At 58.3% G+C, this 17,202-nt stretch carries 17 protein-coding genes; 14 read left to right on the top strand and 3 right to left on the bottom strand.

Annotated features, from left to right (window positions below; genetic code table 11):
- The first annotated feature begins 12 nt into the window (after window positions 1-12).
- Together BCM02_RS25590 and sda are read left to right on the top strand one after the other, a co-directional pair.
- The gene (locus tag BCM02_RS25590) at window positions 13-681 is read left to right on the top strand and encodes a YheC/YheD family protein (RefSeq protein ID WP_148931964.1); all 669 of its coding nucleotides are present in this window, start codon (window positions 13-15) and stop codon (window positions 679-681) included.
- 248 nt (window positions 682-929) lie between these two features.
- Window positions 930-1,076: a sporulation histidine kinase inhibitor Sda gene (gene sda / locus BCM02_RS25585; protein ID WP_148931963.1), complete on the top strand. Its 147-nt coding sequence runs from the start codon at window positions 930-932 to the stop codon at window positions 1,074-1,076.
- A gap of 382 nt (window positions 1,077-1,458) precedes the next feature.
- On the opposite strand, the gene BCM02_RS25580 is transcribed toward sda, so the two are convergent.
- Window positions 1,459-2,460, bottom strand: coding sequence for an NAD(P)/FAD-dependent oxidoreductase (locus BCM02_RS25580; protein ID WP_281288233.1), 1,002 nt, complete (start codon window positions 2,458-2,460; stop codon window positions 1,459-1,461).
- 303 nt (window positions 2,461-2,763) lie between these two features.
- On the opposite strand from BCM02_RS25580, the gene BCM02_RS25575 reads away from it, so the two are divergent.
- From BCM02_RS25575 to BCM02_RS25565, 3 genes are all read left to right on the top strand, one after another.
- Window positions 2,764-3,957 carry an NAD(P)/FAD-dependent oxidoreductase gene (locus BCM02_RS25575; protein WP_148931961.1) on the top strand — a complete coding sequence of 398 codons (1,194 nt, stop codon included), beginning with the start codon at window positions 2,764-2,766 and terminating at the stop codon, window positions 3,955-3,957.
- Window positions 3,957-4,211, top strand: a complete 255-nt coding sequence (locus BCM02_RS25570) for a hypothetical protein (RefSeq protein WP_148931960.1) — start codon at window positions 3,957-3,959, stop codon at window positions 4,209-4,211. The genes BCM02_RS25575 and BCM02_RS25570 overlap by 1 nt, the downstream gene beginning before the upstream one ends.
- A gap of 295 nt (window positions 4,212-4,506) precedes the next feature.
- On the top strand, window positions 4,507-6,036 hold the full coding sequence (locus BCM02_RS25565; RefSeq protein WP_246183547.1) for a glycosyl hydrolase: 1,530 nt from the start codon (window positions 4,507-4,509) through the stop codon (window positions 6,034-6,036).
- A 73-nt stretch (window positions 6,037-6,109) separates the two neighbouring features.
- On the opposite strand, the gene hemQ is transcribed toward BCM02_RS25565, so the two are convergent.
- Window positions 6,110-6,856, bottom strand: coding sequence for a hydrogen peroxide-dependent heme synthase (gene hemQ, locus BCM02_RS25560; RefSeq protein ID WP_148931959.1), 747 nt, complete (start codon window positions 6,854-6,856; stop codon window positions 6,110-6,112).
- A 171-nt stretch (window positions 6,857-7,027) separates the two neighbouring features.
- Between hemQ and BCM02_RS25555 the strand changes: the two genes are divergently transcribed.
- From BCM02_RS25555 to dnaI, 4 genes are all read left to right on the top strand, one after another.
- Window positions 7,028-7,333 carry a YuiB family protein gene (locus BCM02_RS25555; protein ID WP_148931958.1) on the top strand — a complete coding sequence of 102 codons (306 nt, stop codon included), beginning with the start codon at window positions 7,028-7,030 and terminating at the stop codon, window positions 7,331-7,333.
- A gap of 91 nt (window positions 7,334-7,424) precedes the next feature.
- Complete coding sequence (locus BCM02_RS25550) at window positions 7,425-8,300, top strand: alpha/beta fold hydrolase (protein WP_187434405.1); 876 nt, start codon at window positions 7,425-7,427, stop codon at window positions 8,298-8,300.
- Window positions 8,301-8,592: 292 nt separating this feature from the next.
- On the top strand, window positions 8,593-10,131 hold the full coding sequence (locus tag BCM02_RS25545) for a DnaD domain protein (RefSeq protein WP_148931956.1): 1,539 nt from the start codon (window positions 8,593-8,595) through the stop codon (window positions 10,129-10,131).
- A 67-nt stretch (window positions 10,132-10,198) separates the two neighbouring features.
- Window positions 10,199-11,158 carry a primosomal protein DnaI gene (gene dnaI, locus BCM02_RS25540; protein ID WP_148932074.1) on the top strand — a complete coding sequence of 320 codons (960 nt, stop codon included), beginning with the start codon at window positions 10,199-10,201 and terminating at the stop codon, window positions 11,156-11,158.
- Window positions 11,159-11,312: 154 nt separating this feature from the next.
- Here dnaI and BCM02_RS25535 read toward each other — a convergent pair whose 3' ends face one another.
- The gene (locus BCM02_RS25535; RefSeq protein ID WP_148931955.1) at window positions 11,313-12,329 is read right to left on the bottom strand and encodes a sulfate ABC transporter substrate-binding protein; all 1,017 of its coding nucleotides are present in this window, start codon (window positions 12,327-12,329) and stop codon (window positions 11,313-11,315) included.
- 537 nt (window positions 12,330-12,866) lie between these two features.
- Here BCM02_RS25535 and BCM02_RS25530 point away from each other — a divergent pair.
- Genes BCM02_RS25530 through BCM02_RS25510 form a run of 5 tightly spaced genes read left to right on the top strand, consistent with a single transcriptional unit; the run spans window position 12,867 to window position 17,036 of the window.
- Window positions 12,867-13,970 carry a sulfate ABC transporter substrate-binding protein gene (locus BCM02_RS25530; protein WP_148932073.1) on the top strand — a complete coding sequence of 368 codons (1,104 nt, stop codon included), beginning with the start codon at window positions 12,867-12,869 and terminating at the stop codon, window positions 13,968-13,970.
- A 31-nt stretch (window positions 13,971-14,001) separates the two neighbouring features.
- Window positions 14,002-14,835 carry a sulfate ABC transporter permease subunit CysT gene (gene cysT / locus BCM02_RS25525; protein WP_148931954.1) on the top strand — a complete coding sequence of 278 codons (834 nt, stop codon included), beginning with the start codon at window positions 14,002-14,004 and terminating at the stop codon, window positions 14,833-14,835.
- A 14-nt stretch (window positions 14,836-14,849) separates the two neighbouring features.
- Complete coding sequence (gene cysW, locus BCM02_RS25520; protein ID WP_148931953.1) at window positions 14,850-15,746, top strand: sulfate ABC transporter permease subunit CysW; 897 nt, start codon at window positions 14,850-14,852, stop codon at window positions 15,744-15,746.
- Window positions 15,736-16,800 (top strand): ABC transporter ATP-binding protein, encoded by a 1,065-nt coding sequence (locus tag BCM02_RS25515; protein WP_148932072.1) that lies wholly within the window; start codon window positions 15,736-15,738, stop codon window positions 16,798-16,800. The genes cysW and BCM02_RS25515 overlap by 11 nt, the downstream gene beginning before the upstream one ends.
- A 29-nt stretch (window positions 16,801-16,829) precedes the next feature.
- The gene (locus tag BCM02_RS25510) at window positions 16,830-17,036 is read left to right on the top strand and encodes a YezD family protein (RefSeq protein ID WP_148931952.1); all 207 of its coding nucleotides are present in this window, start codon (window positions 16,830-16,832) and stop codon (window positions 17,034-17,036) included.
- The last annotated feature ends 166 nt before the right edge of the window (window positions 17,037-17,202 follow it).

The following is a 17,202-nucleotide window of genomic DNA, read 5'->3' as shown; positions in this document are numbered from 1 at the left end:
GGAGCGAGTGAGATGGAAGAGCTCGGAAGACAGTTGGCCAGCAAATGGGACAAAACGGCGGCGCTGTTATCGCATCCGCGGATCGCGCCGCATATCCCGCCGACGCGTCTGCTAACGGAGGCGAACTTGAGGAACATGCTCGCCGCGCACGGCATGGTCGTCGTGAAGCCGGTCAAAGGCGCGGGCGGCCATGGCGTGATCAAGGTTACCAAGAGCGGAAGCGGTTACGCGTACGCCTACTATGCGAAGAAGAAGCATTTCGCGTCGTTCGGCGAGATGTACCGGTCGCTGGACCGGATGCGCAAGGGCCGTCGTTATTTGATCCAGAAGGGCATTCGGCTGGCGACGATCCAAGGGAGGCCGGTCGATTACCGAGTGAAATACGTGAAGGAGAACGGGGCCTGGCAGATCAGGGCGATCGTGGGCAGGTGGGCCAAGCCCGGGTTGTTCGTCACGAATCTGTGCCGGGGCGGGCAGCTGCTATCCGGCTCCGAAGGGATCCGCCGTTCGTTCTCCGGGGCGGCCGTTGCCGGCAAGAAACGCAAAATGCGCGAGCTGACCCGCCTCGGGACGGAAGTGTTGGAGTCGCGATTCCCGGGCCTTGGTCAACTGGGATTTGATTTCGGCATCGATCAGAGCGGGAAGATGTGGATATTCGAGGTGAACACGCGGCCGCAGTAAGCGAAGGTAATAGATTACGTTAATGGGAGGAAGAATATTCATTAAAGTTTTTTATTGAGAAGTGGTCCTCGGCAGCTGTGCATAACCGTATCCACATTATCCTCGTTGCTATTCCTGTTTTTTCCTCTAATACCCACAATATACACACACGCTGTCCACATGATGTTGTGGATATCTCGAACGCTTGTTCTGCTTAATCGGGACATGCTAAGATGAGTCAGGAAGAAACAGGAAGGGAGTGTGGAACCATGGAGATTCTGTCTGACGAGCTGCTCATGGATGCTTATCAAGCGGCCATGCAGTTCAACCTGGAGCCCGAATTTATCCAACTGCTCGCTGCCGAAATCAAGCGCAGGCAGATCAACACGGACAACTTGCGTCGAATTACCGCCTAGAGATACAACCGCTAGCGAATGCACTCGGTACGCTAGAATCAATGCTCGCTTGCACGCCATTGCTTAACTGCCGTCTCCTCGCTCATTCCGCATACGGGGCAGCTAACGAGATGTTTGCAAGTTAGCTCCGCGGAGAAGACGCTAGTTGCCGCCGCATCGGTGTTATGCAAGTCGGGATCCGGCTCGTACGGCGAATACGGACCGCTATAATCCGAGAGCCGTCCGCAGTCCGCAGCAGGCTGGCCGCATGAGCGGCATAGCGCAAATAAGGATTCCAGACCATTGCATACCGGACATAACATAAAGGGTATCCTCCTTGTTCTGCCGCCTCTTCGGGAAGCGGCGCCCAAGCGGTAGGATACCCTCTTTCGTTTCCCTTCATTTATAATTTCATGTTGCTGCTATGGCCGGGCGAAAGCTTGGCTGACGGATCGATATATACCTTGGCGTTATTAACCGCGGTGGGCGCTTCGCCGAAGCCGACGGCAATCAGCTTCAGCTTGCCGGGATATGCGGTAATGTCGCCTGCGGCGAATATGCCGGCGATACTCGTTTCCATTCGGGAATCGACGAGAATGGAACCGCCTTCGATGGCGATTCCCCACTCCGCGATCGGTCCGAGCGAAGAGACGAAGCCGAAACTGACGATGACCGCATCCGCCTCAAGCTCGGTCGTCTCGCCCGTCTTGACGTCCCGCAAGGTCACGCGTTCGATCGCGTCCTCGCCGTGCAGGGCGGCAATCTCGCAAGGCGTGATCACGCGCACGCCCGATTGCTTGAGCAGCTGGACGCTGTGCTCATGCGCGCGAAATTTATCGCGGCGGTGGATTAGCGTCACGCTGGCGGCGATCGGCTCGAGCATAAGCGACCAGTCGACGGCCGAATCGCCGCCGCCGCTGACGAGCACGCGCTTGCCGCGGAACCGGCTGGCATCCTGCACATAATAATGCAAGCAGCGCCCCTCGAACCGGTCCGCTTCGGCCAGCTCGAGGCGGCGCGGTTCGAACGCCCCGACGCCCGCCGTCACGATCACCGCCTTGGCGCGGTGGACGCCGCGGTCGGTCCGGATTTCGAAATGACGCTCCCCGCGTTTGATCACATCCAGCACCTTCTCTTCCAGACAAACCTCGGGGCGGAAATGCGCCAGCTGCGCCTTGAGCCGGTCGACGAGCTCCCGGGCCGTCACTTTAGGGAAGCCCGCGACGTCGTAGATGTACTTCTCGGGATAGAGGGCCGCCAGCTGGCCGCCCAATTCGGGCATGCTATCAATCAGCTTCACCGAAGCCTGCCGCATGCCGCCGTAGAAGGCGGCGAACATGCCGGCCGTACCGCCGCCGATAATGGCCAGGTCGACCGTATTGCTGTCATTCGCGTTGTCGGACAAAGAGCAGCACCTCCGCGATTTTAAATATACTACCATTACGCCCCGATGAAGTTGTTCAGAAGGGGTTGATGAAAATTACGAAATTGGATATAATTCTAAAGTTTTTCGTATATTTTTACCCTTGAAACTTAACTGAAAAATTTGTATCATGTGTGATATTAAATATAGGGTGTATAATTGCGTCTTTATGCGGTTTTTGACGACATTTTACAATTTCCCGTACAGAGAGAAACCCCATAAACAACTGTATATGTGTAATTTTTCACAAAGGATAAAGTAATAGGAATGGATGGGATTCTAAACATGAGCAACATACCGAAAATCGTCATTCTGGGAGCGGGCTACGGCGGCATCCTGACCGCGCTGCGCCTGCAGAAAGAATTGAACTATAATGAAGCCGACGTGACGCTGGTCAACAAGCACGATTACCACTACATTACGACGCATCTTCACATGCCGGCCGCCGGCACGGACAAAGCCGAGAACGCGCGCGTGAGCATCTCCAAGCTGATCGACGAGTTCAAGATCGATTTCGTCAAGTCGACGGTCGTCCAAATCCGCACGCAGGACAAGAAAGTCATCTTGGAGGACGGCACGCTCTCCTATGACTATCTCGTCATCGGCGTCGGCGGCGAGCCGGAGACGTTCGGCATTCCGGGCATGAGCGAGTACGCGATGAACATTCGCAGCATCAACTCGGTCCGTCTGATTCGCGAACATATCGAATACCAATTCGCGCGCTACAAGCGGGAGCCGCATCGTACGGACTACTTGACGTTCGTCGTGGGCGGAGCGGGCTTCACCGGCATCGAATTCGTCGGCGAGCTGGCCGACCGCGTGCCGGAGCTGTGCAAACAGTTCGACGTGGATCCGCAGCTCGTGCGGATCGTCAACGTCGAGGCGGCGCCGAGCGCGCTGCCGGGCTTCGATCCGGAGTTGGTCGAATACGCCATGCAGGTGCTGACCAAGAAGGGCGTCACGTTCCGCATCGGCACGGCGATCAAGGAATGCACGCCGGACGGCGTCATCGTCGGCGACGGCGAAGAGATTCGCTCCGCGACGGTCATCTGGGCGGCGGGCGTTCGCGGCAACCGTCTCATCGACGAGGCGGGCTTCGAGACGATGCGCGGCCGCGTGAAGGTCGACGAGTTCCTCCGCGCGCCGAGCAACGAGAACATCTACATCGTCGGCGACAACTCGCTCATCTTGAATCCGGAAGGGCGCCCATACCCGCCTACCGCGCAGATCGCGATGCAGCAAGGCGTCACGTGCGCGCATAACCTGGTCGCCTCGATCCGCAACCAGCCGCTGCGCAAATTCGAGTTCAAGAACAAAGGCACGGTGGCGTCTCTCGGCAAAGGCGAGGCGATCGGCCTTGCGTTCGGCAAGACGTACAAGGGCCGCGTGGCCGCCTGGCTGAAGAAGCTGATCGATCTTCGCTACCTGTTCATCATCGGCGGCATTCCGCTCGTGCTGCGCAAAGGGAAGTTCTTCTAATGCGCCACTGCAGCGTTCAGGTACGCGGCTTGCTGACCCGGGATGAACTGGACCGGTATAACGCGCTGATGGAAGTCGGCTCGTTCTTGGAGTCGCAGAGCCGGTACGATCTGTCGGCCGTGGTTCAGAAGGAAGTCGACATTCTGATTCTTCCCGCGATCGAGCGTCTGAAGGAAAAGGGGCGCGAGCGCGATCGGCAGACGGAGCTATACTTGGAGATGAAACGAATCATGGCGGAGGATGACGAGGACTAAACTCGGATTCCTCTCTGTCTTTGCAATGCCCGGTGTCCGGAATGGACGCCGGGCATTTTTGCGTGTTCGACCGCATGTAAAAACGGGCCTATTGCAATTCGTCGAAGGTAAAAACAACCCTGTTCGCGGTCATTCGGAAGTAAAAACCGTCCTCTAGATGCGCTTTTGGGAGAGCGATTATAATGAGTTCAACATCAAGAAAGCGCATACATATCGGGCGACAGCTTGCAGAAAGAAGGACCGCTCAAGTATCGGTTTAGATGGGCACGATTCTATAACGAAGGGGAGATGAACAATGAGGATGAGAAAATGGCTGCCGTATGTCTTGGTGTTTTTGCTCGGAGCGAGCGTCATCGCCAGCGCGGATGCGCACACGGTCGGGACGGTCAACGTCAATGCCAGCCAGAAGACGAAGGATACGCTGAACTGGCTCGCGCATCTGCCGAATCGAACGGCGAACAAGACGGTGTCCGGTTTTTTCGGCGGGTATAGCGGACATACCTTCTCCACGCAGCAGCTGGAGGAGCTGCGGACGGCAACCGGACAGCACCCCGGCATCTTCGGGTGCGATTACGGGGCGGGTTGGGCGAGCGCATCGGATCCGACGACGCTCATTAACTACGATTGCAACAGCGGGCTGAAATCCTACGCCGCCGCGGGCGGACTGGCGACGGTCAACGTCCATTATCCAAGTCCTGGGGTGGCGACCGGCGGCAACCTGAACACGAAGCTCGCCAATTTCGGCGACCTGCTGAACCCAAGCACGGATACGGGCGCGCGTTGGCGGGCGTATCTGGACAAGACGGCGGTCGGTCTGCAGGATCTAGAGAATGCGGGCGTCACTGTGCTGTGGCGGCCGTTCCACGAGATGAACGGCGATTGGTTCTGGTGGGGCAATCAAGACGCGGCCGCGTTCAAGAACGCGTGGATCCAGATGTACAATTATTTCACGGTGACGAAGGGGCTCGACAATCTGATCTGGATTTACGCGCCTGACTTCAGCCGGGGCAATCGCACAGCGTATTACCCAGGCGCGAATTACGTGGATATTGTCGGCCTAGATGCGTATGATGATAACCCGGCGTCCAGCGTGACCGGGTATGACGAGCTGGTCGCTCTCGGGAAGCCGTTCGCCTTCACCGAGATCGGACCCGACTCGCAAGGGACGTTCGACTATGCGAAGTGGATCAACGCGATCAAGACGAATTTCCCGAAGACGGTCTACTTCTTCGCCTGGAACGACGGCTGGGCGCCGCACCGCAACCAGAACGCCTCGGCGCTTCTGAACGACGCGTGGACGGTCAATCGCGGCGAGATTGCGCTCTCGTCCATTACCGAAGCGGGCGGAAGCGGAGGCGGAGGCGGTTCGGCGACGACCTTGTACGATTTCGAAGGCTCGACCCAGTCCTGGGCGGGCGGCAACGTAACGGGCGGCCCATGGACCGTCTCCGAATGGAAGGCCGGCGGCGCAAGCGGGCTGAAGGCGGACATCAATTTGGGAGCCGCCACGAAGAGCTACACGTTATATCGGGCCGCCGCGCACAACTTGTCGGGCAAATCGCTGCTCAAGGCGCGCGTCGCTACGGCGTCGTGGGGTTCGTTCGGCAGCGGGATGACCGCGAAGCTGTACATCAAGACCGGGAGCGGCTATCAGTGGTACGACAGCGGCGCCGTGTCCGTCACGTCCGCGGGAACGACGCTAAGTCTGTCCTTGGCCGGCAAAGCGAATCTGGGCGACGTGCGGGAGATCGGCGTCGAGTTCGGCGGGGCGGCTAACGGCAGCGGGACTTCGTCGATCTATGCGGATTCGGTGACCGTGGAGTAGGTTGGCACAAAATAAGCAACACAAAAACGCGCGCCTTCGCAGGCACGCGTTTTTGTGTTCTATTCGACGTCGATTATACGCCCAGCATCTGACCCAGCTTCTCTTCCGTCAGCAGGTTGCCCACGTAGAAGTCGCCGAAATCGCCGAAGCGCGCGCTCACTTCGTCAAAGCGCATCTCATAGACGAGCTTCTTGAATTGAAGCGCGTCTTCCGCGAACAGCGTCACGCCCCACTCCCAGTTGTCGAAGCCGACGGAGCCGGTGATGATCTGCTTGACCTTGCCCGCGTACTGGCGGCCGATCATGCCGTGGCTGCGCATCATGCCGCGGCGATCGTCCATGCCGAGCATATACCAGTTGTCGTTGCCTTCGCGACGCTTGTTCATCGGGTAGAAGCAGATGTGCGCCGCTTTCGGCAGCGTCGGCTTCAGACGCGCGACGATTTCCGGATTTTGCATCGGGTCGGAGCCCGGCGCGGCCATGTAATTGCTCAGTTCGACGATCGATACGTAGGAGTACGTTTTGACCGTGAACTGCGCGAACGTCGATTTATTGAAAGCCGTCTCGATCTCGTTCAGCTCTTCCAGCGTCTCGCGCAGATGCATCTGCACGAAGTCCGCCTTCTGTCCGACGATCGCGTAGAAAGCCGTGCTGCCCGTCTTGGCATCCTCGGCCGCCTGCCATTGCTTCAGGAACGCGTGAAGCTCGTCCAGCGCCGCGGCGCGTACGCCCTCGTCCGCCTGCTTCCAAGCGGTCCAATCGATGGAACGGAAGTCGTGCAAGGCATACCAGCCTTCTAGGGTTTGTGCTGCTTCGCTCATTGAAGAATCGCTCCTTATATCAACAAAATGGTTGCCATTGATTGTCGCCTTCATTGTATCGTAACGGCGGCGGCTAGAGCAAATGGCGGACTTGTGACAACCGTCTTCTTCAAATTGACTTCCATTCGGCCATCTACTAAACTAATTTGTAGTGAAAGGGGTATAACGGATATGAATACGGATGTTAACTTTTTGCAGCTGATCATCGCGACCGTGCTCTTCTTCGTCATGATGTTCGGGATCGGCTTTATTCTGAACATGCTGCTAAAGACGACGTGGTTCCCGATTTATCTGCTCGTCCTCATCCTCGTCCCGGTCTATATATGGCAAACCTGGGATGACAGCCGGACGTTCGCGGGCAACTTCACGGCGTTCACCTTCGTGGACATTCTGCCGATCATCGGCGCCGGCATCGGCGCATATGTAAGCGGAGCCACGATTCGCGCCCTTCGGCGCGGCGGATACAAAATGTTCTAATTATGAAAGCGGCACAGGCACGGCAATACTAGGGAAAACCATTGCGCTCGCTCTATGATGCGGGAGGCAAGGAAGATCCGAGGTGTTGCAAGTGCCTTTTTTACAAGTTGGCGACGTATCGATCCATTACCGAAGCGAAGGGCATGGCGTGCCGATATTGTGCGTCCACCCGCCTTGTACGACAAGCCGTTTATTTACGTACGTGAAATCCGAGCTGTGGGACCGCCGCCGCGTGCTGACGATGGACGCTCGCGGTCATGGACGCAGCCAAGCGGGAGCGGCCAAGCTGTCGCTGCCGCTGCTGGCCGAAGATATGCGCCGCGTGCTCGATCAATGCGAGATCTCGTCGGCGTACGTGTGCGGCTACGGGCCGGGGGCGATGGCGGCGATCGCGGCGCTGCTGGCGTATCCAACCCGGTTCCGCGGGGGGATTCTGCTGTCCGGCGCGGCGGCCTATCACGACATGATTAGCCGCGGGAAGCTGAGGGCCTCGCTCTTGGCCAGCCGGCTGGGCGCCAAGCGTCCGATCGCTTGGGCCAGCGCCTGGCAGGAAGCGGACAACCGCACCGCCTTCGACGGCATGCTAGACGACGCGCACGGCGCGAACGTGCAGCGGTGGCGGGATTATACGTCCGTCTGCCTCGAAGCGAACTTCGAGCGGCAGCTGCACGCGATTCATCAGCCGATGCTGCTGCTCTACGGCACGAAGGATCAAATCGGACACCACTATGCGAACTCGATGTTCAGGCTGCTGCCGCACGCGGAGCTATACGGCGTGAAGGACGCGGACCGGCATCTGCTGATGAAATCTTCGCGTCAAGTCGGACTCGTCATGCGACAATGGGTGGATAAGCACGAGGACGACTCGTTGACCGATACGCTGCAGGAGCGGGACGCGCTGATGGAAGAGTTGGCCGCGAACGGGATCGTCGGCGGCCAAGACGGGGCCAGTTGGCCGACTCTTTAAACGATAACGAACCACTCGCGCCTTTGCCCTGACCTTCTCCATCGCTGAATGCTGCATTCCAATCCTTGGATTGTGGACGCAAACCAATCAGCTTATGATCAGCTTATGAACGTGCATCGCCCACTTTGATGCAAATTATTCGGTTGCTTCGGCTCCCGGCGCAGGGTGGCGAACAGCATGCGAACGCGCACGGAAAATTCCCTCAATCGAGGGAATTTTCTTTTTTTCGACTTTCGGCAAAGTGTGATAGAATAGGAGAACAATACGAGCGGATTGGAGTCGATCGATTAACATGCGAATCCGCAATTTGCATCAATTTACGGAACATCACCGTTTCTACGTGTTTCGCGATTTTGCCATGAGCGCGTTGAACCGTCGGATGCTGGCCCATGTCTATCAGCCGATGATAGGCGCATTCGCGGCTGGATTATACGAACTGCTGTATCACCAGCTTGCAGACGACCGGATCGGGTATTCCGCGCTGGACCCGCAGCGCAAGCTGTTCCTCGGACTCGGCTTGGACATGAACGAACGCGGGCGCCAAGAGTTGGCCGACCAGTGCTCGCGCCTAGAGGCGGTCGGGCTGCTGCAATCCTCCCGGCTTAGCGTAACGGATAGCGACGACTACGTGTACGAATACGAGTTGGCGGCGCCGCTGTCGCCGGACGAATTCTTCGGCAGTCCGCACCTGACGATGCTGCTGCGGGATAAGGTCGGCAAGTATGCCGTTATCTCGCTTCGCGAGATGTTCTATGCGAAGGAGTCCGACGAGCTTGCGGGCGCGGCCGGCCTCCACCGCGAGAATTTGACCGTGCCGTTCTACGAGTTGTTCCGGCTGAACGCGCAGGCCATCGATCCGGAGCTGGACCAGGCGCTTGCCGAGGTTGCGCCTGCGCGCGCGGCCGAGCCGAAGCCGAAGCTGGCGTCGGCCGGCATCCAATACGCCGAGATCATTACGCGCTTCCCGCGCAACTCGGCGAACCGCGTCTATGTCGAACGTCTGCGCGGCGACGAAGAACAGCTGGCGCAGCTTAATTACGTGGCGTATAAATACGGTCTCTCCGTCGTCGACTTGTGCAGGCTGCTTGATGAAGACGGGATATTCGGCGCCCGCGGCGAGCTGATGTACGACGAGCTGCAGCTGCGCGCCAACTTGACGTTCCGGCAAGGGCGCAAGCGTCAGGACGATCGCGAGCGAATTATGGCGCGGACGGCCGCGGCCGCGGAGCCGGCGATGGAATCGCAGGACGACCAGCTCGAGGAAATCGGCGTGCTGGAGGAATTCTATATGGAGGTGCCGCTGCAGCTCGCGGGCCGCTGCGACATTCACCAGTACAATATGCTGATGCGCAATGAGCCGCATACCCGGTTCATCGCCCGTTTCTTCCCGGGGACGGTGCCGGAATGGATCGTGCGCGTGTTCGAAGTGATCGATCTCAATTATAAGCTGAACGGTTCCGTCATTAACGTTCTCATTCATTATGTATTAGGCATGAACGACGCCCAGCGCGTCACGAAGACCTATATCGACGCGGTCGCCTCCAATATGCTCATGAAAGGGATCGATTCATATGAGAAGGCGATCCGCTACGTGAGGGAACAAGCCCGTCTCGAGAAGGAGCGCGAGTCGCGGCAATCCGGCGGCGGGTATCCGGCGGCCGGTTCGGCCACGAAGCGTGCTGCCGGCGCAGGTCGCGGACCCGCGGCCGCCGCGCGCGGCGGCCGGAAGAAGCCGGACATCGTGCAGGAGATGCCGAAGGGGCCGCAAGTGTCGGCGGAAAAGCTGGAGGAGCTGCGCAGGCTCGCGCAGCGGCTGGACGGCAAGGCGTAACGATAGACGGCACTTTGGGCAATCATCTTAAGATTAGGACGGAAGGGGAGGATCAACGATGGCGATGATGGAATCGCTCGGCGACGTGCTGAAGCGGATGCCAAGCGGCAGGGACGCATTGAAGCAAGCCGATTCGATGCTGCAGAAGCTGCTTGCCGACCCGCTCGTCGAGAAGCTGCGCGCCAAGCACCCCGAACTGGACGTAGACACCATCCGGCTCAATTTGAACCGCGTGTACCAGCATGTGAAGGAATACCGCGCGTGCACGAATTGCCCGGGACTGGACAACTGCCCGAACGATTTCGAAGGCCATTACACGATGCTCTCCTGCGAGACGATCGCCGGCCAAGTGCAGCTCGACGATCGGAGAGTGCCGTGCAAGAAGCTGTTGGCCAGACAGCGGGAGAATCAAATTCGCGGCCGCATCCGCAGCTTCTATGTCGACGAACGCGCATTGGAGCAGGGCTACTCGGCGGAGGAGATTTTGTTCAACGACACCGAACGGTTGGAGGCGGCCGGCCAGGTGATGGAATATATCGGGCGGACCAAGGAATCGGGATTGCAGAAGCAGGGCTTGCTCTTGAGCGGTTCGTTCGGCACGGGCAAGACGTTCCTCATGTGCTACATGCTGCACGAGCTCGCCAAGGAAGGCTATACGGGCGCGATCGTCTACATGCCGGATTTCGTCGAGGATTTGAAGGCGCTCATGCACGAGCCGGGCAAGCTGAAGGAGACGGTCGATCTGATGAAAGACACCGACCTGCTCGTCTTCGACGACATGGGCGCGGAGAATTTGAACCCTTGGGTGCGCGATCACGTGCTGGGGGCGATCCTGAATTACCGGATGAATCGCAAGCCGACGTTCTACACGTCGAACTACGACATGGATATGCTGGAGCAGCATTTCAGCTTCACGAACAAGGAAGGCGAAGAGTTGCACAAGGGACGTCGGCTAATGGACCGCGTCCGCCCGTTCGTGGACACTGTCGTCGTGACGGGGCATAACAAACGCGGCGGCCGCGGATAGGCAATCGGCGGCATCGGCGAATTAATTCCTTCATTAATATGCGTAATTCTTATTTCAAATCAAACAACCTCCAAACGTACGCATCCCGCGTCGTTTGGAGGTTGTTCTTTTATCTTACAAGAAAGTCCGTTTTTTCCGGAATGATCGAAACCGGTTAGCCCTCGTAAATTTTATCGAACAGACCGCCGTCCGCGAAGTGCTTCTTCTGCGCCGCGTTCCAGCCGCCGAAGGCGCGGATGTTGGTCAGCGTCAGCGTAGGGAATTGCTTCGCGTATTGCTTGGCGATTTTCGGATTCGTCGGACGGTAGAAGTTCTCGGCGACGATTTTCTGGCCTTCTTCGGTGTAGAGGTAGTCCAGGTACGCTTTCGCCACGTCGCGCGTGCCGTGTTTCTCCGCGTTTTTGTTTACGACCGCCACCGGAGGTTCGGCCAGAATGCTGTAGGATGGCGTTACGATTTCGAAATCTTTGCCGTGTTCTTTGAGCGCCAGATACGCTTCGTTCTCCCAGGCGAGGAGCACGTCGCCGATGCCGCGCTCGACGAACGTCGTCGTGGAACCGCGCGCGCCGGAGTCGAGAACCGGTACGTTCTTATACAGTTTTTTCAGAAACTCGGCCGCCTTCTTTTCATCGTGGCCATAAGTCTTCAGGGCGTAGCCGTAAGCGGCAAGATGATTCCAGCGCGCGCCGCCGCTCGTTTTCGGATTCGGCGTGATGACGGAGACGTCTTTCTTCACCAGGTCGCCCCAGTCTTTGATCTTCTTCGGATTGCCTTTGCGGACGAGGAAGACGATCGTCGACGTGTACGGCGAGCTGTTGGAGGCGAAGCGCTTCTCCCAGCCCGAGTTGATGAGGCCGGCTTCTTCGATGGCCGAGATGTCGTAGGCGAGCGCGAGCGTCACCACGTCGGCTTCGAGACCGTCGATGACCGAGCGGGCTTGCTTGCCGGAGCCGCCGTGCGACTGCTTGATCGTCACCTTTTGCCCCGTCTTCTTCTTCCAGTAGTCGGCGAACGACTTGTTGAAGCTTTCGTACAGCTCGCGCGTCGGGTCGTACGACACGTTCAGCAGCGTAACGTCCTTCGGCTTCGCCTTCGTCGCGGCATAAGCGCCGGAGCTTGTCGTGAACGCCAAGACCAGAATGGTGAGCGCGATCAGCCATTTTTTGTTCATTTCTCATCTCTCCCCGGAGTGATAGATAGTTGGGCTTGGACCAACACGAAGAGGCCCCGGATCGAGCGGACGACGGAGCATGGATAAACCGCATAAACGCGGCATTCACATTCCGAAATCGGTTCGATATCAGGGCCTCTGGCGGTCCAGTGGGCTCAATGGAATTCATCATAGCCAGACAATTCCAAGCTGTCAACTATGAATTTTAGGTTAGTACGACTAACGTTATTAATGACGTCCGAGGAATCGTTCGATACCGTTGATCGCTGCCGTACCTTATGAGCTATGCGCATGACCGCCAATGTTCTCGACGCTAGCAATCGCAAAAGAAGCCTTCATCTAAGGGCATGAAAAAGCATAATGAATTCTTATTAATTCGATAAGAATTGTGAAATTAATCGTTGACAGGAAACTTTGTCCACTGCTAATATTGCACTCATAACAAAGTAAACAGGTAGGATTAATTCGATAACGCCGCTGGCGTCGACGTTTGATCGTCTGCCTGTAACCGATGAGGGGTGCTTTAACATGTCGAACATGACAAAGAAATTCTCGTTTCGCTCACTACTCGTATTCACGGCATTTGGTCTTGCGCTGGCCGGCTGCGGCGGCGGAGGCAACAACGGCACGAACAACGCGGGCGGCACGAACGCAGCGGGGAATGCGGCGAACGCAGCCGCGGGCAACGAATCGGCCCCCAAGCCGGCCGTCGAACTATTGAACGTTTCCTACGATCCGACGAGAGAGCTCTATGACGCTTACAATAAATTGTTCATCGATTACTGGAAGACCGAACACAACCAAGACGTGACGATCAAGCAGTCGCACGGCGGCTCCGGCAAGCAAAGCAGGGCGGTCATCGACGGCATCAAGGCAGACGTGGTGACGCTTGCGCTCGGTTACGACATCGACGCCATCGCCGAGAAAGGGCTCGTGAACGAAGATTGGCAGCAGAAGTTCGAGAACAACAGCTCGCCGTATACGTCCACGATCGTCTTCCTCGTCCGTAAGGGCAACCCGAAGGGCATCAAGGATTGGGGCGACCTGGTGAAGGACGACGTCTCGGTTATTACGCCGAATCCGAAGACGAGCGGCGGCGCGCGCTGGAATTACCTCGCGGCATGGGGCTACGCGCTGAAGCAAAGCGGCGGCGACGAGCAGAAGGCGCAGGCGTTCGTGGGCGACCTGTTCAAGAATGTGCCGGTCCTCGATTCCGGGGCGCGCGGATCGACGACGACGTTCGTCGAGCGCGGCATCGGCGACGTGCTCCTCGCCTGGGAGAATGAAGCGTATCTGTCCGTCAACGAACTAGGCAAGGACAAATTCGAAATCGTGTATCCGTCGATCAGCATTCTGGCGGAGCCGCCCGTCGCGGTCGTCGACAAGGTCGTGGACGACAAGGGTACGCGCGAAGTCGCGGAAGGCTACCTCGATTTCCTCTATACCGAAGAAGCGCAGAAGGTCATCGCGGAGAACTACTACCGTCCGCAGCTGACTTCCGTGGCCGAGCAGTACAAGGATCGGTTCCCCGAACTCGAATTGCTGACGATCGATAATGACTTCGGCGGTTGGAAAGAAGCGCAGACGAAGCATTTCGCCGATGGCGGCATTTTCGATCAAATTTACACGCCGGGTTCTTAAGGAATGCGGGGTTAACGGGGGCTGACTTCACATGAAAGGTTCCAAAGCTCGCAGCGTTCTGCCAGGTTTTGGGTTGTCGATGGGGTTTACGGTGTTTTATCTGTGCGTGCTCGTGCTGATCCCGCTTGCGGGCCTCGTCGTCAAGACGACGGGCCTCACCTGGGAGCAGTTCTGGAATACGGTGACGAGCGGGCGCGTGTTGGCTTCCTATCGGATTAGTTTCCTGACCGCTTTCTTCGCGGCGCTGATCAATCTCGCGTTCGGTCTGCTGGTTGCATGGGTGCTCGTCCGTTACCGGTTCCCCGGCAAGAAGCTGATCGACAGTCTCGTCGATCTGCCGTTCGCGCTGCCGACGGCGGTGGCGGGCATCGCGCTGACCGCGATCTACGCGCCGAACGGCTGGATCGGCTCGCTGCTGGATCCGCTCGGCATTAAGATCGCGTTCACGCCGCTGGGCATTACGATCGCGCTCATCTTCATCGGACTTCCGTTCGTGGTCCGCACGGTTCAGCCGGTGCTGCAAGATTTCGAACGCGAGACGGAAGAGGCGGCCGTCATGCTGGGCGCCTACCGGTGGCGCACCTTCCGGCGCGTCATCCTGCCGGAGCTGGTACCGGCGCTGCTCACCGGCTTCGCGTTGGCGTTCGCCCGCGGGCTCGGCGAGTACGGCTCGGTCGTCTTCATCTCGGGCAACATGCCGCTGAAGACGGAGATCACGCCGCTTCTCATCATGACCAAGCTGGAGCAGTACGATTACAGCGGAGCTACGGCAATCGCCCTCGTCATGCTGCTCGCCTCGTTCCTGATGCTCTTGTTCATTAACTACTTGCAGTGGCGCAGCAACCGTCGCGCCATCGCCGATTAAGGAGGTTACCGTCTATGGCAGGAGCCGTAACCGCTCATTTGTCCGATAGCGCCTCCGTTCGGCCGAAGCATGTCACGGAGAAGCCGATCGTCCGCTGGCTGCTAACCGGCATCGCGCTGCTCTTCCTCGGATTCGTCGTACTGCTGCCGCTCGTCGCGGTGTTCGTCGAGGCGTTCCAGCAGGGCGTGAACTTGTACTGGGCATCGATTACCGATCCCGACGCCGTGGCGGCGCTGAAGCTGACGCTCATAACCGCGCTGATCTCGGTGCCGCTGAATACGGTGTTCGGCATCGCGGCCGCTTGGGCAATAACGAAGTTTCGATTCAGAGGTAAGAACTTCCTCATAACGCTTATCGATCTGCCGTTCTCGATTTCGCCGGTCATATCGGGTCTCATCTTCGTGCTGCTGTTCGGCGCGCAGGGCTGGTTCGGCCCTTGGCTGGACTCGCATGATATTCAAATCTTGTTCGCGCTGCCCGGCATCGTGCTGGCAACCACCTTCGTCACGTTCCCGTTCGTGGCCCGCGAGTTGATTCCGCTCATGCAGGCTCAAGGGGTGCAGGAGGAGGAAGCGGCGGCGAGTCTCGGCGCGAAGGGCTGGCAAATTTTCTTCCGTGTCACGCTGCCGAACATCAAGTGGGGCCTCCTGTACGGCATCATTCTGTGCAACGCCCGGGCTATGGGCGAGTTCGGCGCCGTCTCGGTCGTCTCCGGCCACATCCGGGGCGAGACGAATACGCTGCCGCTGCACGTCGAAATTTTGTATAACGAGTATCAATTCTCCGCGTCGTTTGCGGTCGCGTCGCTGCTCGTGTTTTTGGCGCTGATCACGCTCGGCGTCAAGAGCTTCGTCGAATGGAAATCCGCGCAGAGAGCCAAGGGGGGCGAGGCTAATGGGACTGCATCTTGAGCTGCGAAACGTCTCCAAAGCATACGGCGGACACTTGGCGGCGTCGGACGTCAGCTTCGGGATCGAACGCGGCAAGCTGATCGGCTTGCTCGGTCCGAGCGGCGGCGGAAAATCCACGCTGCTGCGCATCTTGGCCGGCCTGGAGACGCCGGATACCGGCGATATCTTGATTAACGGCAAACGCGTCAACGACGTCGCGCCGCAGGAGCGCGGCATCGGCTTCGTCTTCCAGAACTATGCGCTCTTCAAACATATGAACGTGTTCGACAACATCGCGTTCGGCCTGACGATTCGGAAGGCGAAGAAAGCCGAAATCGCGGAGCGGGTGAACGAGCTGCTCGATCTAACCGGGCTGCGCGGCTTCGAGAAACGCTACCCGCATCAGCTCTCCGGCGGACAGCGGCAGCGCGTCGCCTTCGCCAGGGCGCTGGCGCCAAGACCCGAGCTGCTGCTGCTCGACGAGCCGTTCGCGGCCATCGACGCCAAGGTGCGCAAGGAGCTCCGGACTTGGTTGAAGCAGCTGATCGAGACGATCGGCATCACGTCCATCTTCGTCACCCACGACCAAGACGAAGCGGTCGAAGTCGCGGACGAAATGCTCATCGTACAGCAGGGACGGCTCGAGCAGCAGGGTACGCCGGTCGACGTCTATACGGCGCCGAAGACCGCGTTCGTCGCCGGGTTCATCGGGCAGTCCCAGATCATCGCGCAGCCCAGGGAACTCGTCGGCTTCGGCGACATTGCCCTTCCCGAGACAGGGAGGGCGATTATCCGGCCGGAGTTCGTCGAGGCGGGAAGGCCGCACGAAATGACGACGCCGTCCGCTTCGGCGAAAGGGACCGTACGTCGCGTCTTCTTCCGCGGCGCTCATCTGGAGCTGGAGATCGACCTCGGGGGCAACCGACTCGCCGCCCATCGCTCGCTTGACCAGGAGCCGATCCAGCCGGGCGAAGAAGTGTCCGTCCTTATACATCGCATCTACGTGGTTACCGATCATAACGCGGTCATGGTGGAGAATCCGCTTAAAGTCGATCCGCTGCCGGTGCACATTTGACCGTAAATTACAAATTGGAGGGATATACAATGGCAAAGCCTTTGGTACTCGATCAAGAGTGGTTGGAGCGTATTTCGTCGCAAGTAAACGGCCTGGAGTACGGTTCGGTTCTCATTACGGTGCATGATGGCCGCGTCGTGCAGATCGACCGCACGGAGCGCAAACGCTTCGATGCCGCCAGTAGCCGCCAGCAGCCGCAATCGCAAGCCGAGAAGCTGAAGGCCGTCAATGGCTAGCGATTGTCCCTGCGTTTTGCTTGCCTAGCGCCCGAGCTTCGTCCAAATACAAGAATTTATAAGTTTCGTGCTTATAATCACCTTGTATTTCTCCGGAATGAAACGCACATCGCCGCGATAGACGGCGCTAGTCGTTTCACCTTGATGGAGACGATAGCCGGGCGTT

It is taken from the genome of Paenibacillus methanolicus, from assembly GCF_008124765.1.
Lineage (GTDB): Bacteria > Bacillota > Bacilli > Paenibacillales > Paenibacillaceae > Paenibacillus_Z > Paenibacillus_Z methanolicus.
Note: the sequence above shows the minus strand (reverse complement) of the source record. Positions and strands in the feature narration are given on the sequence as shown.